13 protein-coding genes and 2 tRNA genes are annotated in these 19,349 nt (G+C 54.3%); 9 read left to right on the forward strand and 6 right to left on the reverse strand.

All coding sequences use genetic code 11. The features are described 5' to 3' along the window. Window positions 1–29 precede the first annotated feature (29 nt). The 4 genes from HKX24_RS15705 to HKX24_RS15720 are packed head-to-tail and all read right to left on the reverse strand — an operon-like array spanning window position 30 to window position 2,308. The gene (locus tag HKX24_RS15705) at window positions 30–359 is read right to left on the reverse strand and encodes a hypothetical protein (RefSeq protein ID WP_271692237.1); all 330 of its coding nucleotides are present in this window, start codon (window positions 357–359) and stop codon (window positions 30–32) included. Window positions 360–389: 30 nt separating this feature from the next. Further along, complete coding sequence (locus HKX24_RS15710; protein ID WP_168612797.1) at window positions 390–860, reverse strand: DUF2948 family protein; 471 nt, start codon at window positions 858–860, stop codon at window positions 390–392. After that, a complete protein-coding gene (gene murA, locus HKX24_RS15715) occupies window positions 857–2,128 on the reverse strand; it encodes a UDP-N-acetylglucosamine 1-carboxyvinyltransferase (RefSeq protein ID WP_168612796.1) in 1,272 nt (423 codons plus the stop codon). Before murA ends, HKX24_RS15710 begins: the two co-directional genes overlap by 4 nt. A 3-nt stretch (window positions 2,129–2,131) precedes the next feature. Continuing rightward, a complete protein-coding gene (locus HKX24_RS15720) occupies window positions 2,132–2,308 on the reverse strand; it encodes a hypothetical protein (RefSeq protein WP_168612795.1) in 177 nt (58 codons plus the stop codon). An 85-nt stretch (window positions 2,309–2,393) separates the two neighbouring features. Here HKX24_RS15720 and HKX24_RS15725 point away from each other — a divergent pair. Then, window positions 2,394–2,468, forward strand: a tRNA-Thr gene (locus HKX24_RS15725). A gap of 259 nt (window positions 2,469–2,727) precedes the next feature. Here the strand turns inward: HKX24_RS15725 and HKX24_RS15730 are convergent. Continuing rightward, window positions 2,728–3,249, reverse strand: a complete 522-nt coding sequence (locus HKX24_RS15730; RefSeq protein ID WP_271692239.1) for a superoxide dismutase family protein — start codon at window positions 3,247–3,249, stop codon at window positions 2,728–2,730. Window positions 3,250–3,560: 311 nt separating this feature from the next. On the opposite strand from HKX24_RS15730, the gene HKX24_RS15735 reads away from it, so the two are divergent. From HKX24_RS15735 to HKX24_RS15765, 7 genes are all read left to right on the forward strand, one after another. Beyond that, complete coding sequence (locus HKX24_RS15735) at window positions 3,561–4,952, forward strand: site-specific integrase (protein ID WP_276154099.1); 1,392 nt, start codon at window positions 3,561–3,563, stop codon at window positions 4,950–4,952. Next, entirely contained in the window at window positions 4,945–8,058 is a 3,114-nt protein-coding gene (locus HKX24_RS15740; protein WP_276154100.1) for a hypothetical protein, read from the forward strand. Before HKX24_RS15735 ends, HKX24_RS15740 begins: the two co-directional genes overlap by 8 nt. Continuing rightward, on the forward strand, window positions 8,045–8,668 hold the full coding sequence (locus HKX24_RS15745; protein ID WP_276154101.1) for a hypothetical protein: 624 nt from the start codon (window positions 8,045–8,047) through the stop codon (window positions 8,666–8,668). The genes HKX24_RS15740 and HKX24_RS15745 overlap by 14 nt, the downstream gene beginning before the upstream one ends. Further along, window positions 8,661–9,131, forward strand: a complete 471-nt coding sequence (locus tag HKX24_RS15750) for a hypothetical protein (RefSeq protein ID WP_276154102.1) — start codon at window positions 8,661–8,663, stop codon at window positions 9,129–9,131. The genes HKX24_RS15745 and HKX24_RS15750 overlap by 8 nt, the downstream gene beginning before the upstream one ends. Continuing rightward, complete coding sequence (locus HKX24_RS15755) at window positions 9,132–11,282, forward strand: AAA family ATPase (RefSeq protein ID WP_276154103.1); 2,151 nt, start codon at window positions 9,132–9,134, stop codon at window positions 11,280–11,282. It abuts the gene before it with no gap. Window positions 11,283–11,607: 325 nt separating this feature from the next. Then, a tRNA-Arg gene (locus HKX24_RS15760) sits at window positions 11,608–11,684 on the forward strand. Window positions 11,685–12,123: 439 nt separating this feature from the next. Beyond that, window positions 12,124–12,321: a hypothetical protein gene (locus HKX24_RS15765; RefSeq protein ID WP_276154104.1), complete on the forward strand. Its 198-nt coding sequence runs from the start codon at window positions 12,124–12,126 to the stop codon at window positions 12,319–12,321. Window positions 12,322–12,661: 340 nt separating this feature from the next. Here the strand turns inward: HKX24_RS15765 and HKX24_RS15770 are convergent, their stop codons facing one another. Beyond that, entirely contained in the window at window positions 12,662–13,138 is a 477-nt protein-coding gene (locus HKX24_RS15770; protein ID WP_276154105.1) for a hypothetical protein, read from the reverse strand. A 555-nt stretch (window positions 13,139–13,693) separates the two neighbouring features. Here HKX24_RS15770 and HKX24_RS15775 point away from each other — a divergent pair. Continuing rightward, complete coding sequence (locus tag HKX24_RS15775; RefSeq protein WP_276154106.1) at window positions 13,694–18,895, forward strand: AAA domain-containing protein; 5,202 nt, start codon at window positions 13,694–13,696, stop codon at window positions 18,893–18,895. Window positions 18,896–19,349: the final 454 nt, after the last annotated feature.

A 19,349-nucleotide genomic window follows, 5' to 3' on the forward strand; every position in this document is an offset into this window, starting at 1 on the left:
GGCCGCCGCGCAGGGCTGGCCTGAAAATGTTAAGACGCCTGCGGGCGGCGCAGGCTCGGCTCGGCCCGCAGGCCCGCGGTTTTAGAGGTGGCAGCGGGGGCGGCACGCTGCGCCAGTCGCATGGCGCGGGTGTCTTGGGCATTGTCGAAGATCGCACACGCCACCTGCGCCACCAAAATGGCGGAGAGACCACCCGAGACCAGCGCGAGCGGCACCACCAAAGTCGCGACAGAGAGCGACGCGATGAGTTGCACCGCGCCCAAGACGCAGCCCAAGAGGATCAGCGCCCAACCGGACATCTCGGTCAACAGCGCGGTGATCCGGCCCCGGGTAAATCTATTCTGTTTCAGTTCAGGCATCTTGCGATCCTTGCCCGCCATGCGGCGGCGTCACTCAGGGTGAACGGGCCGTTTCTTGGACGGGGCGACATAGGGGCGGGTCACATCCTTGAGCGTCACCTCAAGCGCTTCGACCTCCAGCCGGATCGCGCCGTCTCCGGCCAATGTCAGCGTCACATGGCCCGAGGGCGCGTCGCCCTCTTCAAACGCGATATCCAGCAGCGACAGAATCGTATCGGCATCGCCCTGCGGCACACCTTGGCTGGCGACACGTTGCACGTTGTTGAACATCAGCACCGATTGCACCCGCTCGGGCGCATGACGCGCCGCCCCCGTATCCTCATGCCGCAGCCGGTTTAGCAGCAGCGCAAAGCGCGCGCCCGCGCGGTGCCAGCGCATTTCGGAGGCGGGAAAGACCGCGTCTTGGGTCAGCGAGGCGATCACCGTCAGATCATCGGCATCCAGAGCACCGAGGTTTAGCGGCGCTTCGCGGCCATCTTCGAAACGTGCATCTTCGGTCATTTGTCGCTGATCCTTTCGATATCCGCCCCAACGCCGCGCAGTTTGGAGACCACATGCTCATAGCCGCGATCAAGGTGGTAGACCCGGCTGACCGTGGTCTCTCCAGTGGCGGCCAACCCGGCGAGGATGAGGGAAATCGACGCCCGTAGATCGGTCGCCATAACCGGCGCCCCTTTGAGCTTTTCGACACCGGTGACCTTGGCCGTACCACCCTGCACATCAATCCGCGCGCCCATGCGGATCAGCTCCGGCGCGTGCATGAAGCGATTCTCAAAAATCTTTTCTTCCAGAACCGAGGTGCCTTCGGCGGTGCAGAGCAGCGCCATCATCTGCGCTTGAAGATCGGTCGGAAAGCCTGGGAAAGGCTCGGTGGTGACATCCACCGCCGAAATCCGCCCGTTGCGCCGCGCGACCTTGAGACCCGCATCAGTCTCGGTCACGTCGATGCCCGCTGCGTCAAGCTTTTCGCAGAACGCTTCCAGCAAATCGATTCGCCCGCCCAGTAGCTCAACCTCACCGCCGCAAAAGGCCGGGGCCAGCATATAGGTGCCAAGCTCGATCCGGTCGGTCACGACCTTATGGGTGGCACCATGTAGGCTGTCGACGCCCTGAATGGTGATGCTGGAGGTCCCATCGCCTTCGATCTGCGCGCCCATGGCCCGGAGGCAATCCGCCAGATCGACGATCTCGGGCTCGCGCGCGGCGTTGTTGATGACGGTGGTGCCCTTGGCAAGGGTCGCGGCCATCAAGATATTCTCGGTCGCCCCGACAGAGGCGAAGGGGAAATCAATCACCGCCCCCTTCAGCTTGCCGCCCGCGGCCTTGGCATGAAGATAGCCGTCCCGCAGGTCGATCTCCGCCCCCATCTTGGCCAGACCGTCGGTGTGAATATCCATCGGACGCGCACCAATCGCGCAGCCGCCGGGGAGCGAGACTTCGGCATGACCCTCCCGCGCCAAAAGCGGCCCCAAGACCAGATTCGACGCGCGCATCTTGCGCACGATGTCATATTCGGCCCGGGTGTTAATCTCCCCATGGCTTGCCATGGTGATGACCTTGCCGTCCTGCATCGCGGCCACTTCGGCGCCGAGAGACTGCAAAAGCTGCGTCATCGTGCGAATGTCGCTCAGACGCGGCGCATTGGTCAGCGTCAGCGGCTCTTCGCTCAGCAATGTGGCGGGCATCAGCGCCAGACAGGCGTTTTTCGCACCCGCGATGGGAATTTGCCCGTTGAGCGCACCGCCGCCCCTGACCAGAATGGAATCCATCGTTCAGCTGTCCTTTTCCGGCCCCTCGGGGCCATTGCCTGTATCCTGCGCCACATCCTCTGCCCGCGCGCGGGCCTGCGCCTTGCGCCGCGCCATATTTGCCTTGAGCGCAGCCTTCAGCCGCGCCTCCCGCGCAGAGGGTGTTTTCGCGTTCTTTTCCGGGGCGTTTTGCTTTGCCATGCCGCCTATCTAGCGCAGGGGGCAAGAAGGGTCCAGATCAGGGGTTGCGCCCCCTTTCGATTGCGGCTAATCACCCGCCCACGGCGCTGTTGTAGCTCAGAGGTAGAGCACTCCCTTGGTAAGGGAGAGGTCGAGAGTTCAATTCTCTCCAGCAGCACCATTAATCTTCCTTTTTTCCAGATATGTAACGTCTAGCACGAGCGCTGGTCTCTCGACTTACGCCCGACGCTACGCGTCAGTCTGAGTGCGAGAGTTCAATTCTCTCCAGCAGCACCATGAAACTTCCCTTAGTTATCGAAGTACCCCCGCGAGAGTGCCGCTCGCTTCTTTAGAGCCTACGTTGCACGCCTATTCTATACATCGAATCGACACCCCCGCCCCGATAACCCGGGACGGAGGCGCCAAAACCTCACATCAAATCACGACGCCTCAAACACGCCACAAGCGATACGCGAACCCGCGTCGCCCGATGGCTGCGATTCGTAATCGTCTGCGCCGCTGTGAATGATGAAGGCCGCACCGTCCTCATCTTTGATCATGGTCTCGATATCGAGCAGGTCGAGAAAGACTTCGGCTTCCAGCACCCCATCTTCACCGACGACCATATTGGGCATATCACCGGGATGCGGCCCACCTTCGACGAGCACACCGTGCTTGCGGTCCCCCGCGATATGGCCACCGGCGGATTTGAAATCCTCTGCTGAACAATCACCGGTCTCATGCAAGTGCACGCCGTGGGTACCCGCGGGCACGCCGGTTACGTCGATCTTGACCAAGGTGCGGCCCGATGCGGTCGTGTTCAGCGAAACATTGCCTGAAATATCGTTCGAATTGCCCGCGACCTGAGCCGTCGCCGCCGTTTGCATATGGCTTTCGGCCTGCGCCGCCACGGCGCCTGTTGTGGCCAAAGCGGCCCCGAGTAGGATATTGCGCAGATACATGGCTTCCTCCTTTGGGTTATATGTCCGATGACGGCTCAACCCGCCCGGCCCGCGTCGGGTTCCTCTTGATGCAGGGCGAGGCTTGCCCCTATAAGCGGCCGAGTGCTCCCTTAGCTCAGCTGGATAGAGCAGCCGACTTCTAATCGGCAGGCCGAGGGTTCTTATGTTACCCAGACCTCAAGAACACCTTAATCGCTCCCGAAATGTACGTAAGCGCCTTAGGCGAAAGCATTTTCTAAGGAAGAACGTGGGTGTTGACTGATACACATTAACATTTAAGGTGGTCCACCAGATCTTACGGGGCGGAACAAATGAAGAACTTTACTCGCTTGGCACGACTGACTGGACGCTACGAAACGTTCACTCTGCTCGACAACGCTGGAGATCCAGTTCAGACATTTGACCTCTTTGTGAATAGCCTGGTGCGCGAAGGACTTAGCCCCTCGACGGTAACGACCTATTCAAATCATATAGCATCATTCCTGGACTATTTGACTGAAGCGAAAGTATTCGGCTTCCCTTGCGAACAGCTCGAATTGTGGAATGCCATCAAGGGCTATCTGCCGGCAAGATTGGCGGGAGAAAACGCATGTGGCGATTTTAACATCATCTCGCGCAGAACACTCGGGCAAAAGAGGCTAACTAAGGCAGCTGCAAAGAACCATACAGCGGCAATCAATAAGTTCCTTTTTGAAAGCGAGGCGCACGCATTGCACTTGCGACAGATCGAGGAATGGGAAGGCGGTATATCTGAAGGTCCTTCCAAGCAGCTCTTCCAAGAGACCGCACGTCAAAGATCCGGCGCCGAGATAAAGAGAATCTACCAAAGCAGTATGATGGTGAATGTCATGAACCATCATCCTAAAATAGCTCGTGCGAAGATCGTAAAGGTAAGGGGCAAGGACAATAACCCCAATCGAGACAAGGATTTCCCGGCTGAACACATTCTCTCTCTACTCGACTGCGCATCATGCGCGAGAGATGAAGCATTATGGGCACTGTCAGCGGGAACAGGCGTTCGACCTCACGAGGCTCTCCTATTAGAGATGGATCATATCGACTTTGAACGCAGAAAAGTAGTCATTGAAGACCCAGACAACCGCCGTTTCGCCAGTCAGATGCCGGATGAGCTCCAGAGAAGATGGAAGGGCCGCGCGGTAAGTGAAACATACTTCATTCCAATTCTGCGAGACCGCTTCTTCAAGGCGCTGGAGCGTTACATTAGAACCGAGTATATCCCTATCCCAAATCAAAGGCTCGTGTTTCAGAGCCTGAGAGGAGATCGAAAGCCATATTTCGAAGTCGCCGACAAGAACAGAATTCAATCGTTTAGACGCGCAGTTCGACGGGTACAGAAACGGTTGCCGAGCGAAGACGCACGCCTGGCCGATCTTACCCCCCATTCGCTACGCCATTTTTATGGCACATTCATGCTCAATTATGTGCCATTGGGTAAAAATCAATATGGTTTGAGGCCAGTCGAGGTTCAGCGACTCATGGGGCATGAACAACTTCAGTCTACACTGAAATATGCCCGGCAGGACAAGATTGCACTTGATGCAAAGATCTTGCTCATGAACATGCACGCCATGAATGAGGCTCCAGAAGTCGATCAATTATTAAGATGGATAGCCAACAAGTATGCCGATAGCGCCGATCGTTTAAATAGAGCCGTAGCAGCGAGGCAAATAGGAAATGATTAACCTAACCCGCGAACCTATTGTCTCGGACAGCCTAACGATCGGCCAGCTCTTCCTGCATATCGATACAGCTCTCACGCAGGTTAGGCAAGCAGCTGGCGCAAAACCCAGTAGAGGAGAAAGGAGGAAGATCAAGCTGGCGGAGGATGTCGCTAACTCATTAACTCGAAAAGACGACCCTCCTTCTGTCATGATATCCTTTTGCGAGATCGCAAATCGCAAGCCCCGCGTCGATGATAAAATCGTCCAGTCCTGCAAATACTATTCGTATTCCGAAGCGACGAACTCTCGGAACCTGATACGCAACTTCTGCCGTTTAGTTCTATATATCGCGTGGTCCCAAGGCGACGTCATTTTGCCGCCCGGTATCTCGATGCAAAAGAGCATAACTGAGGAGGCGAGGAAGAAAAGCCCTTCCTTGGTCCTAAATGCCTTGGCCAGCTATGAGCCAGATGTCGAAGAGCTTAGCAAGTTCGGGCCGCATGTTAAGAAGTACATGAATCAGTATTCGCTGAGCTGGATATATAGCACGAACTGGATTGAATTTTCTGACATCGAGGCAGATGAAGCGGCGCGACTACACGTTTTCATCTCCGACAAAACTATAAGCCGCAATGGAAACCCCTCGTCGGTCGAAAGGGCGATTACGCTCTTCCAAGATCGCGGGTATATCAACATCGACCAAAAAGCCTTCGAGAATACAAAGAATGCCGAATTTGTTTCCATAGCCAGAGAACGTTTGAAATCGGGAGGGCAGTCGAAGGATGTAAGCCCTTCAGAGGCAGGAGCTTTTATGCCTCCCCGTCAGCGAACGGGGAATAGCTTCTTTTTTATCCATCCACAACTGGAAATGGATGGGCTCAATCCCCCGATTGAAACTATCAGGACTTGGGATAAGCTTTTCTCTCAATACCTCATTCACCGACAGCAAACAGGGCGAACTGCCACCGATTCGAAAAAGAAGCACTTGCATACTCTTGCTGACTACATCTCGATATTGCTCCCTACGTATTCAATTCACTCGTCCGAGCCCATTCCTATTCCAGCGTCTCCAAAAGAGTTCACGCGATATCCATTTGTTGATCAAACGCTCCGCCCAGCGTCCTTCCCCACTTATCTTCAGTATCTCGAAAAGCGCGGCTTGGCGCCTTCCTCCCGGAAGGGCGTTCTTTATACGATTGAAGATTTCTTTCAGTGGGTGGAGGCGAATCTAAATTCGGAAGAGTTTTCGAGAATCGCAGGCCCGGGGTTCAGATGTCCAATCACGCGAAGGGATTTTCCGTTTGTGCGACGACCTTCCGGAACTACGAAAATTCCGTTCTCAGAAGAGATATATCCGCTGCTATTCCACTATGTCCATGAACTGGAGCGCATAGGCATGTATCTTGATGCCCGCCCGGAAATTGCAAACGATGTTTGCATCTTTAGCAACAAGTCCACTGATCATCACGTCGACCTCACCAAGCTCGATGTGGAGTTTAGCGTTTCCTACAAGGATGAGATATTCAAAATTTCGCAAATTCCGCAACGCATCATCGTTGGGACACACCGGGCCGCGAGAGGAATAAATCTTAGCGCGCTTCGGCTATTGACGTTTGTTCTTGAAACTGGTCTGCGCGCTCAGTCTTCACAATGGCTCGACAAAGATAGCTGGGCCAATCATCTCGACGACTACAGCGAAGATGATCCAATTAGACTCATACACATCAATACTGACAAAACAGGACAAACTAAAGACATACGAGTGTTATCCCGTGTGGTCGAAATGCTGACGCGTCAGCAGGACCATAGGGCGGCAAAGGGAATTCCTGAGATCGCCCTTGATTATGAGGGGCGTTCTGCTTCTCCGTTCAAACCATTAGCGCCACTCTTTGCTAATGAGGACGGCTCTGTTATTTCCGATCAAAGCTATTTGAAGGTATGGGAGGATATCCTGCTCGGCATGCAGGGTTTTCTGCAAGATAATGGAATTGCCTTCAAGCCACTCATTCGGGTCAAGCCACCGAATGAGGACGATCCCGGAATATCCCCGCACGGCTGTCCTCCCTTTTGCAGACTCAAATGGTCGGCGGTCCATACTCCTCACGCCCTAAGGGCAAGCTTTGTGACACGGCGTTCTGGTTCAACGGAATACGTAATTCTGGCCGAACTCGTGGGGCACAACGATCCGGTGGTTACCGCGTATTACGACGTCCCGGAGTTCGAGAAGATTGTCGATGGCCTTGAGCACCATGAAAGACCACAAGTGGATGCCTCGTCTCCAATCTCCGAACTGCGATCACAGCTCACGTCGCCGGATCATGACCGAGAGAACGTAATTCGCCGCTTTGGTATTAGTAGCTTGCGAGATCTTCATGAGTCAGAAACCAGTGACAAAGATCCTGTGGGTATTGAGTTCCTCAAATCAAGCCAGGCGGCAGAGTTGGTATTCCGCGACACCCATATCTGTGTGGCCGGAGAAGTATGTCCAGATGACGTAATTTTGGCTTCTGGGGGCCCCATGCGTTGTGGGACCTGTAAGCTGGCGTGCAAGTCCGTAGAACACCTCCCAGCCATCGAGGCGGAGTGTAGGCGGCTCACAGCACGCATACAGGCCACAAGCGCCGCGCTTTCGAAGGCGAAGCAGTCTGGGGCGGATCAGACGCACCTTAGGCGGCTACACAGTAATCTGATGACCGACAGCTACCAGCTGGTAGGCTGGCAAGACGGAAGCATGACACTCCGTCGTCTGCTTCATGAGAAAAACGCCGAAGGGATCGTAACCGGTAGCCCCGACATTATCAAATTGCATCTAAAGCGCGTAGTCCGCCAGGTCGAGCCTGCACAATTCCTCGTTGATCGTATTGTCGATGCAAAGATGTATCCGTCGATGAGCGATGAAGTTCTCCAACGCCAAGCATCCCGAATGGCGAGGAAACTGGCCATGAGTGATCAAGAGCTCTTCGCCGATGAAAATGAAGAGGTAATGGCGTTATACAGCTTAATCAGAACTCGCTTGAAAGCACTTGGGATGACTTGGGATGAAGCGGGGAAGCTTATCGAACGAGAAGTCGCATCTCTCATCGCTGACGCCAAACCAGAAGTGAGACTAATCAATGCCAGCTCCTAAGGGTTCAAATAACGCGCGGGCGTATCAAGATGCGCTTGTCGCCAAAAACAAAGGGCTGGTTGAGAAAGAGCTTGCAAAGCTGAGAGAGATTCAAGCAATTTTCGAAACCATTTCGGCGCTGTCGCAAGCCATCTCTAAGGGTGCCGGGATTACAGACGTTACTCTGAGGCGGAACAAAGTATACCGGGCGCTCCTAATAAAATACATGAACGGCCAACGCCGCAGATCCAGCTACATGTCGAGGTCGGATTCCGATTTGAATAAGCTAAGGCAAAGAGTGATAGAGCTCGAACTTCGCCTTAGCAACGTTTCAACAGACAACGAACGCTTGCAAGCCTATATCGGCAAAATGAAAGACACTGAAAGCGCGCCCCCCAAGATCCCTTCCATAACCTCTGAAAAAGGGAACTCAGAAAGCATAGAGCAGCAACAACTTCGAACGTATCAGTTAGTCAACGCACTCGTGTCGCATGCGTATTACGAGGTGAACTTTGACAAAAATACCATCGAAGATAGGACGGCCATCGATGGGAACGAGGTGGTAGCCGGATCGAATCTTGCTCAGCCATATGTCGAGTGGTGCAAAATGGAGGGGTTAGGAAATGGCTAATAAAAAAATTGGTGGGCCTCAGCGCCTACTTCACGGCCTTGCAAAGTTTGATGGCGAATACCCCACCAATAAACAGGGGCGTGTCGACCTTAAGAACCTTACCATCCTTCTCATTGAGGTTACGAAGGGCGACGGGAAGTATCAAGTTAGGGAACACGATAAACAATACTTCACCAAGGATGAAAATCTCCGCGACCAAATCTCCGAGATCAATGTGAGGCTGTATCAAAGCCACGATGTAGGACGAGATATTGATGACCTTGCAGCTGGGCGAATTGCAGCAGTTACAAAACAAGCAAAGTCCGCTCGCGAAAACGCTATCAAGGCGAAGGCAGATTACGCCGCCGTCCTTCAGCGACTGAGCGTGAGCGAGCAACGGAACGCGGCGCTCACCCGAGAACTTCAATCGCTCCGCGAACAAATGCAACTCATTCGACAAGGCATCATGCCCCGGGTAAAGTAGATGGAACTGGTCGTCACATCAATTGTCAATCAGCTGGCAAAGGGAGTCATCTTTGGCGCGGAGAATGCGCATGGCTCTAAGTTTCGCGTAGTAGTAAGCGATCTATCCTTGTTCCCGATACCCGGCGAAACGTATCGTGTGGATGGCATAGAAGGCGAGTATCGCGATCATTATGGGAGGATGCACAAGCAGATTGAAGTTGCATCAATACGACGCATTAAAACATCTGGTTACTTGCTTCGCACCTTCCTTACCAAGCTGACGGGAGTAGGTCAGTCTCGTGCGAAAAAAATCGTGGATGCATTCGGCTCAGAGGTCGAGAATGTTCTGTCAGACCCAGAACGCCTTGAAGATCTCGCCATAGTAATTCAAGGTGATCGACCAGCCTTGGGACGAAAGATCGCCGCACTGGTCCAAGCCGAGTTCGCAAGTAAGAATGTCGAAGAAGGCATTGTCGCAAGGGAATACGACTTCTACTCAAAGCTTGATGCCCTTGGCATGAATGATCGGCGCGTTGCCAATAAGCTTTGGAGACTATTGGGGCAGTCTCCGAGCGGAGACGCAATAATGGACAACCCATATCTGGCTGCGGCTCTCTTAAACTGGAAGGAGGCCGACGACTTTGGCTTGCGGGTTCTACGTTCCAAAGGAATTATGAATCCCGAGACGGATGTCGAACGCTATCTCGGTGCCGTCGATATCGCCACCAAAAAGCTGCTCGCTAAAGGTGATACCATCGCGAACTGGGACAGATGGAAAAGCCTCGCACCTGCAGGTATCAATCGTTCCAAGATGATTGAGCACGGGTTGGCTGCTGGGAAGCTGGTTGAAGCTCCCAATGGTTTCCGTCCTGCTGCAATCCGCTTTCTCGAGGATAGCGTTTCTGCGATGTTGGCTGATATCCATACGGCCGGGAAACGCGTCCCCGAACAGAAAATCAAAGCCGCGCTTGAACATGCGCGAAGGAGTATAGATTTTGCTCTCACTCCAGAGCAAACGACAACCATCAGAGAAATCCTATCTCGGCCGCTGGCATGTTTGCAGGGCGGAGCAGGAGTCGGAAAAACGACGGTGATGGCGGCGGTCACGCACGCCTGGGAGCATCTGGGTGGAAATGTTGTTTTTGCTGCATTGAGTGGCAAGGCTGCGTTGCAGCTAACCAAGTCAGTAAGTGAAAGAGATCATCTTCGCACTGCGACAACTATTACGAGGCTCCTGTCAAAGCTTCAGGACCTGTCCGATGGGAAGCCTGTTGAAGGTATTGAACAGATTCATGCCAATACTCTGATTATTCTCGACGAAGCGAGTATGATCGATACGCCAACGCTGTATGAACTATTGGCCGAATTGCGGACACACAATACCGTTCGCTTGTTAATGGTTGGTGATGCCCATCAGCTTCCGCCTATCGGCTTTGGAGCGACCTTCCACTCTCTTGTTGAGAAGAAAAAGATTACTTCATACCTGACGAAACCTCTTAGGCAGGCTGATGGGTCCAGTATCCCTGTGATCGCTTCAATTATCCGGGCTGGGGGCGTGCCGGAAATTGAAGACTATACAGGGCAAACAGAGGGAGTTCAGTTCGTCAGTGCACCCAAGTCGCAACTCCTCCATGCTTTGGAGGCGCGATATGCCGATCTGCGACGTTTAAGGAATATCGACGATATCCTCGTGGCAGCTGGAATGAACGAGACTGTCAAGCGATTCAACGATCGAATGATTGCGCCGAACTACGAGGGTTCCAAGCGGCTTGGTGTGCACGCAAGGGTCTACCCAAATGATCCTGTGATCTGCACACGTAATCACTATAAGCATGGCGTTGTTAACGGGCAGCTGGGAAGGGTAACCCGGATTCACCCACAGATTGAGATTACTTGGGATGGAGATGATTTGAGTAGGCCGGTTCCCCCAGAGATGGGCCTGGATGTGTCTCTCGCTTATGCCATTACATGCCACAAAAGTCAGGGTTCGGCTTCTCCCGCAGTCATGGTAGCATTGGAGGATGCACCCATGATTACGCGGGAATGGCTTTATACAGCTATTACACGAGCAAGACAGCATGTTTTGATAGTGGGGGCGCCGAGTGACCTGCCGAAGATCATTGAGCGTCGATCTTCGCGCCAAACCGGCTTCGCACTGTCTCTCAATTAGGGCGGGGTTTACGTAAACAAAGCGCTGTTTAAGTTGATCTGTTCTGGCTGCCCTTGGGCGGCCGGAGCGAGGCAAGCCGAAAAGGAGCGGATTGGATATGTAGAGGGTCGAAGGCTCCAGGCTGGCCATCGCAGAGCGTTTGGAAAAACCGGGTCAAGCGGGTCGGTTTTTAGCGACGCGATAGGGACAGGTACGAAGTATCTGACAGCCTGAATAAGACCTGACCCCGGCCGGCGATTGACGATTAAAACTTGATGAATCGAATAAGTTTCGCCTTCCGTTTTAACTTTTCAGCTCCCTGTCATGGTGATAGTAGCAACCGCGTGGCCCGGTAGCTCAGCTGGATAGAGCAGGAGCCTTCTAAGCTCTTGGTCGGGGGTTCGAGTCCTCCCCGGGTCGCCACGTAAAAACAATAAATTAGCGACTTATCGGGCGCTCGCTCCTTTAGCCGTCTGACATGGATGTCGACTTTTCCCGGAGGAGACGCAACACATACGGCCCATATGCAATCAAACATTGGCGGACCCGTTTCCCATGCCGCGCTGGCGCCCGCAGATACTTACGTCATGCAAGTTGGCGGCAACTATGGTGCTAATTGGAGCGCCCGATTCGGCCGCAGACCAACGCCGAAAAGCTGCCGGAGTGCATGGAGGATATTCTCTACTACTGTCTTTATGATCTGGAAGGAGAAGGCCGGCCCCACGGCAGACTGAGGCACCTCATGTTTCACAACCGAGCTTTCTAACCAACTAAGCTAAGGTGGCCCTGGGGCGGATTTAACGACGCCCGATTTTGGCGTCAATTTGTGATAGCGCCGGGTAAGCAGATGAGGAGCACTGGAATGACAGACCCAAAACCGGATGAAGCAGACCCCAAGTGGATAGAATGGTTTATGAAGAAGATGGACCAGCCTGGGCCCAATGAGGAAGCGCTTTGGGAACGACGGCGGCGCCTTGGCCTTGGGGTTGGCCTCGATGATGACGGGAACCTTGTCTATGCCAAAGGCCTTTCCGAAGCCAAGAACGGGCTTGGAGAATAGGCCCTACCCGCGGCGCCGTAGCGTTAATGTACTATGCCCCGAAAATGAATTTAGGGGCTGCCAATGAAGGGCATTGACCGAAAGGGAAATGAAAAGGGCTACTGCGTCTATGCGACCGCATATTGCCACGCAGGTGCACTCCTGTCAGGAGCTTATCCACACTATTGCATATCTATGCGAAAAATATGACGTCTTTATTTGCCGTGCCTATGCACCGCGACTTTAAGAGTAAGTCCGACGAAGATCAGGCAAAAAACACCCGGTAGATGAACTCTACCGGGCGCGCTGTGCTGAGCCAAACTTGGCTTTAATGTCCCGCTCGCTGGGCAGATACCTTTTGTTAGCTGGCATCACCGGTGGGCTCTGATCCTTTTAGGCTCATCCTGTCCTCTTCCGCTTGGAATGCAATGAACCCGGTGATCACTGTCACCAGTGAGCCCAAGAAATAGGCTGGCACGCCGATACCGAATACCTGGAACAGCTGGCCAAAGTTGCTCCAATCAAAATTGGACCCCAAAGCTTCGGTGATCAATGAATTGGTTTCCAGGATTGCGTAGACCAAGATCACGAAGGGCAGCACCCCAGTCGCGATTGCGATCTTCGCATTCTCCTTGCCGGTTGTATGAACGAGGCATGTGATCGCCGCAAGGAGGAAGCTGCCGAAGAAGACATAGGTGCCCCAAGACATGATCTCAGGGCCCATCTGAGAAACATTGGAGGGTGCGATGCCGCCAAACCCAGTGTCGATCCATGGCAGGAAGAAACTGACTGCTGTGGCGGCAGTGGCTGCAGCGATGATCTTGGTATTCTTATCCATTTTTGTCATAATCCTTGTACTTTATGGAAAATCTTGGAAGCCACCCCTGATCGATCAACTCGATTCAAAGGGGAGACGACGCTGGTTGATGACCTCGAGTTCGTGATTCGAAGTAGATCCGTATCGGTGCGGGCTTACCTCTGCCTTACTCGCTCCGTCACTCGAAGAAGACATCACGCTAAAGCGGTGTATGGCGGTTCTTTCTGCATGGCGGACGTTGGTGAAGACCGTAGCGAATGGCCACTTTCCGCCCTTCCTCCAAGAGGTCTTCTCGACTGAAACGGAGTCTGGGCGTCCGAAGCATACGGCAGCAGAGGCGCTACAGCCGACGTCCGGAGTGATGGAACCGCTCTCGCAGGCGACTACGAGGGCATTAGCCTATCAAGAACCATATTGCATTCAGGATTACACTTTGCCTGTCAAAACATCCGGTAAGGAGTTTGAGCTAATATGAGCGGTGAACCATAGGTTGCATCGTCACGTAGTGGCGTGCTTAAACTTGCGGCGTTGCAATCATTTTAGCGTGATGTGATTTTAAAAAGCAGGTTGCCAAGAATGTCCGTTTCATCCCACGAATCCGTTAGCCCAGAAGAACGTAATAGGATTTCCCATCTCCTCGGATTTGCCGGCGAGCTCCTCGTCGCCCGTAGCGATGTTCAAATGGAGATGAAGGCTGGTCTTGGTGTCTTCCATGAGAACCAACTCGCGGATCTTCCCGGCCTTGATCTAAACTGTGAGGATGGCGCTTGGTTGCGCATCGCCCGTCAGCAAGAGTCCCGTCCCGCTCAGCCACCTGAGCATGTCGCGGAGTTTTTGAAACAGCCGCCGGTGGACCCTTACAAAGCCCCGGACCTCAAGCCTGCTATCTCGATCGAAGTCACGATCGAAGAAGCTTCCGATCTGATTGAGATGGGCCTTCTGGATTCAGAAGATGTCCACATTATCGTCGAGGACGGAGTTGAGGTTGAGAGCCGCGTAAAGGTCACCCTGCACGCAGAGAACTGTCCGGAAATGCGACGTGATTTCGAGGCCTATGCCGGTGGGCCGTGGGCCGACTGGTCACACAAGGAAAAGCCTGTTCGGCGGGCCATGACCGCCTACAATGACCTATTCAAGATCCATTCCGCGATCCACACTTCGGAAGGCGCCCCACCTGAACTGATCTGGGGTATCGGTATCGGCCGCTGGAAGAAGGGCGGCAAGACAGTCGACATGCCTATCATGGAGCAAAGTCTCGACATCGAGGTCGAGAATGAAGGTGCTATTGCCATAAGGCCCCGCGACCTGAGCCCTACACTTTCTTTGAAGCCATATATCCAGTTGGACATCGACGGCACGCCAAAGCTTCAACGCGAACTCCAAGAAAACCTCGAGCAGTTTCTTCGTGGAGACGTCGAGTTCTCCCCGTTTACGACCCTGTGGGAGCCGTTGCTTGATACTGCTGCCAGCAATATTTCCAGTGACGGTGTCCACATCACGCGCGACGAGCTGGATGAAGGTGAGAAGATCGAGCCTGTCACTGATCATCTGAGGATCACATCAGGCTGGGCTATCTTTGGGAGACCCCGTTCGAATGAGTTTCGGGTGCAAGACATCCAAAAGCTGCGCAAACAGGTCGAAGACGAAAAAGCCGATGTTCCGGCCCCGATCCGTGGATTTACCGCAACGCCCAAGGAGGAAGCTCCAAAGGACATCTCGGCCTTTGGTCTGGATTCCTCTGTGCTGTCTGGTGTTGCGGAGAATAAATGGGAACCGTCTGCTGGCGGTGATGTAGGAGCCTCTCTCAGAGATCCCGCTGGGGCTTCCGGTTCATCTCACTCTGGTCGCAAAGAAGCGTCTTCGAAAGTTCACTTCTTTCCCCTGCCCTTCAACGAAGAACAGGGGCGGATATCGGATATGATCGACGACCCATCTTTGGACGTCGTCTGTGTATCCGGCCCGCCCGGAACCGGTAAATCGCACTCGATCGCCAACATCATCAGCCATGAAATGGCGATGGGAAAGCGGGTTTTGGTCACCGCTCGAACGCCAGAGGCCATTGCGGCTGTCCGAGAAAAACTCCCCAAAAGTCTTCAATCTTTGGTCATCGCCTCTGTGGGGACGGACCGAGAGAGCGCACAGCAACTGCAAGAAGCTGTCAGCGAGCTTTCAAGCGAAGTCGTCGGCCTTGATGTTGATGAGGCTCAGGCTCAACGCAGGACACTCGAACAGAAAATCATCGACTGTGATGCCGAGATCCGCGGCGCAGATCATGAGCTGGCTGACATTGCTCGCGTGAATCTTGCTGAAATGGAGTGGAATTCCAGCAAGCACTCTCCCATGGAGATCGTTGAAATTCTTGCTGCAGACGAGCCGGTGCACGGCTGGTTCACGGACCGACCTTCGAAGCAGCCTCCCTCTCAACTTGACGATATCCTTGGGCGGTTAAAGGGGACCCTGCCTGAGCTTGCACCTGATATTGTCTACGCAGGCGCGAAACTTCCGAAAGCAGATGACCTTCCCAGCACCGCGAATATTGTTGCTGCTCATAAGGCCGAACTTGCGTGGCATAAGCGGGAGAAGGTCGATCCCGCATCGGCGCCGACGATGGCAAGGGACGGAGCTGCGACTGAGGAGCAAGCGCGTGCCATCTTACGCGAGCTTAACGATCTTCACGTCACCCTTTGCGACGCGCCTGCGCCTATCAAAAAACTTGCCATTCAGTGCCTTCAAAATGATACGGCAATTGGCAGGAAGGATATCGAGGCCACCGATTGCTACCTCTCTGGTTTTGAACGCCTCATCGAAGCGAAGACCGTTCGCTATGACCTTGGCGACTGTCGTCTTGACGACTTTAAGAACGCAGCCTCCAGAGGACTTGCTGGACAAAAACCCGTGGGGTTCAGCATTTTCAACAAGTCACTGAAAGAGGCAGTTGCAAGCGTCAAGATTGACGGCAATGCTCCTATGCGGCTCTCCGACTGGCAGCATGTCTTGGACACCTATCGCTTGCAGGAGGACGCACGGCGCATCGAGGACACCCTGAGGCCCCTGATTGACGCGGGGTTATTCCCCGCCATGCCAAACAAACCATGGGACATCGCGGGCTATCTTCTTGATCGCCATTCTGACCTGGAACAAGCCCTATCACTGGCAACACGCGTCAAACCCGTTGTCGACGGTCTGGGACCTCTATTTCCAGTTGATCTGGATCTGGATGCTCTCTGCACGACACTGGACTGTCAGCCTGCGATCTACGCACTACGCGCCAATCTCCCAGACAAATATGAGATGCACCCTGCACTGGCTGCCCTCAGCTCGGCAGCGGGCGAAGGGACGCTTCCCATTCTTGGTGCCCTTTCCGACCTCGCAAGTGCAATTGGGAATGAAGCAACAAAAGGCAGCGACCTCGTCAAAGCCAGAGCCGAGATCACCAAAGAAATGTCCCGTCTGGGTGAAGTCTCTGAGAAGCTGGAGCGCCTCGGGACTGATCTTGCCGTTCTTTGCGAGTGCGAGGCCCCGGATTGGGCAGACCGCCTCAAACAGGCCCCGGAGCGCGCCTCGGAGTTGATACCAGACGGCTGGCAGGAGGCTTGGAAGTGGGCCGTAATGAAAGGCCGCGTGGACCGCATTGTCGACCTCGGCAATGGGGATGAGCATCGGAAGCGCAAAGCAGATGCTACAAAGCGCCGTGCCAAGGCTCTCGAGGATCTGATCCGTGTTAGAACGCTGATTGGCCTCAAAAGCCGAATGACAAAGCCAGTGCGGCAAGCCATGGAGGCTTTTACACAGGCTGTCTCTAAAATCGGCACCGGGAAGGGCAAGAAGGCCCCACGCTTCATCCGTGCGGCCCAAGACGCTGCTAAACAGGCGTCCAGCGCGGCACCGGTCTGGATCATGCCCGAATACAAAATCCCGGAACAGCTTCCAGCCAAATTTGGCGATTTCGACCTCGTGGTTCTCGATGAGGCTTCGCAAAGCGACATCACTGCGCTGGCAGCTCTCGCTCGCGGCAAGAAGATCCTCGTTGTTGGCGATGAAGAACAGGTTAGCCCATCCGTGGTGGGCATTGCGGTGCAGAAGGTAAATGCCCTACGCGCAGAATACCTTGATGGCCTACCAAGCGCCGATCTCATTGATGAGAACTCCTCTATCTTCGAGATCACTAAGCGCATGCACCCTGAAAGCCATGTGATGCTGCGCGAGCACTTTCGCTGTGTGGCACCGATCATCAACTTCTCGACGCAGTTCTATAACAACGCCCTTGTTCCACTGCGTGTGCCCAAAGCCTCCGAGCGCTTTGATCCGCCTCTCGCGGACGTCTATATTCCCGGCGCCACCAGGGATGGGAGCATCAACGACAGCGAAGCTAAGTGGATCGTTGACGAGATTGCTCGCATCATTAGAGAGCCCGTGCACGAAGGCCGTGATATTGGTGTGATCTCCCTCATCGGTGGAGCTCAGGCTGACAAGATTGGCCGCATGCTGATGGAAGACCCAAGAGTTGGGACAGATAAGATCAATGAGCGCCGGATCATCTTTGGCGATGCGCGCACGATGCAGGGCCAAGAGAGATCGATTGTTTTTCTCTCGATGGTCGCGACGCCGGGACATGCACACGCCCAGACCAGCAAGGCCGATCAGCAGCGTTTCAACGTGGCCATGAGTCGCGCGAAAGATCGCCTCTATTTGGTGCGATCGGTGACCCTCGAGGACCTGAAATCAACAGACATCAAGAGCAAAGTGCTGCAGCACTTCGCAGACCCAATGCCGGATGGTCGCACGCATACCAAAGGCGAGAGCCTCGATCTTATGGAGCTCTGCGAAAGCGGATTTGAAAAGGAAGTGCTCAAACGCCTGATGGATGCGAACTACCGGGTTCGGCCACAAGTCTCAGCAGGCAAATTCCGCATCGATCTCGTGGTCGAAGGCGCCGAAGATCGCCGCCTGGCAATTGAGCTGGATGGAGACGCCTATCACGGACCAGAGGTCTGGGATCGAGACATGCTGCGCCAGTCCGCTTTGGAGCGCGCAGGATGGGTCTTCTGGCGCGTCTTTGGCAGTCAGTGGGCGACGAACAAAGAATACTGGTGGAACAACCTGTGTGAGACGCTCTCGCGCCTTGGTATTGAGCCTATTGGCGCTGCCGCGATCGATGAACGCTTTACTGAAACGATCACGGTCTATCCTGAGGACGACTGGGATCCGGAGGCCTCTCAGCCTGCAAGCGATGAAGAGGATAGCCTCGACGACGCAATCTCCGATTCAGAGATAAAATCATCCGACGATGCCGAGCCTGAAATACAGGAACAAACGGGAGCATTGGATCAAGAGAGCGACGACGCAACCGCCTCTAATGAAGCCGATGAGGGCGCGTCTCGAAATAACGTGGCCGAGGCAGACGCTTCAAAGTCTCCTCAAGCAACCAGGGTGTCTGACCGTCAGGCCACCCTACCCCTTGAAGGGGATCTTTTCTCACCGCGTGACACTGAGGACGAACCTTCGCCGACCAACGGAACGAAGGTCAGTCCAGAGAAGATGAATGGTTTCGCTAAAAGTGCTCAAATCGGGACCAAGATCCGCTTACAGAAACTCGAAAAGGGCGGAGGTAAGATGGAAGTCACCCTCGTCAGCGAGCGGGATCACGATGCGGCCAAAGCAATGATTGGCGTTCATACTCCACTCGGAGAAGCGCTCCTTGATAAGGAGATCGGCGAAGTCGCCGAGTTTACCGCCGGCGCTTACGTGAAAGAGGTGAGGATCATCGACTTTTTCTGATCCAAACTTTCAATTACAAACGGTTTGAGCGGCGATCCGGTCAAGAATGCTTTTTAAGCTGGCGCATCCGAGCGACTGCCCCCGTTCATAGCGAATACCCCCTACGAACAGGCTGGCCCATCGGGGATGGAAGGCAGGATGTTCAAGGCCCTCACCAGAGAAGGGATCGTCTCCTCGCCGCAATGAGGGCTGACCGCTCTCATCATGAAGGGCTGTAGGTCGGCCCTCATTGCATGTCGCGGCAGCGGCATCTTGCCCATCGTCTGCGGCGACTGGTCAGGTGCTGTCGCCCTGACAGGACAGCGGTCTCAGTTTGGATCTATCGCTTAAAGCCGTTCTGTTTTAACCTGAGACATATCCTGCAGCCTGAAAGAAGTTCCAGCACTCGTCCGGGGTGAACATCCGGCAAATATCGCCAAGCGCGTGAAAAAGATCGGTAAAGGTCCGGGCACCG

Origin of the sequence: Sulfitobacter sp. M85, assembly GCF_029285915.1 — a bacterium.
GTDB classification, from domain to species: domain Bacteria; phylum Pseudomonadota; class Alphaproteobacteria; order Rhodobacterales; family Rhodobacteraceae; genus Sulfitobacter; species Sulfitobacter faviae.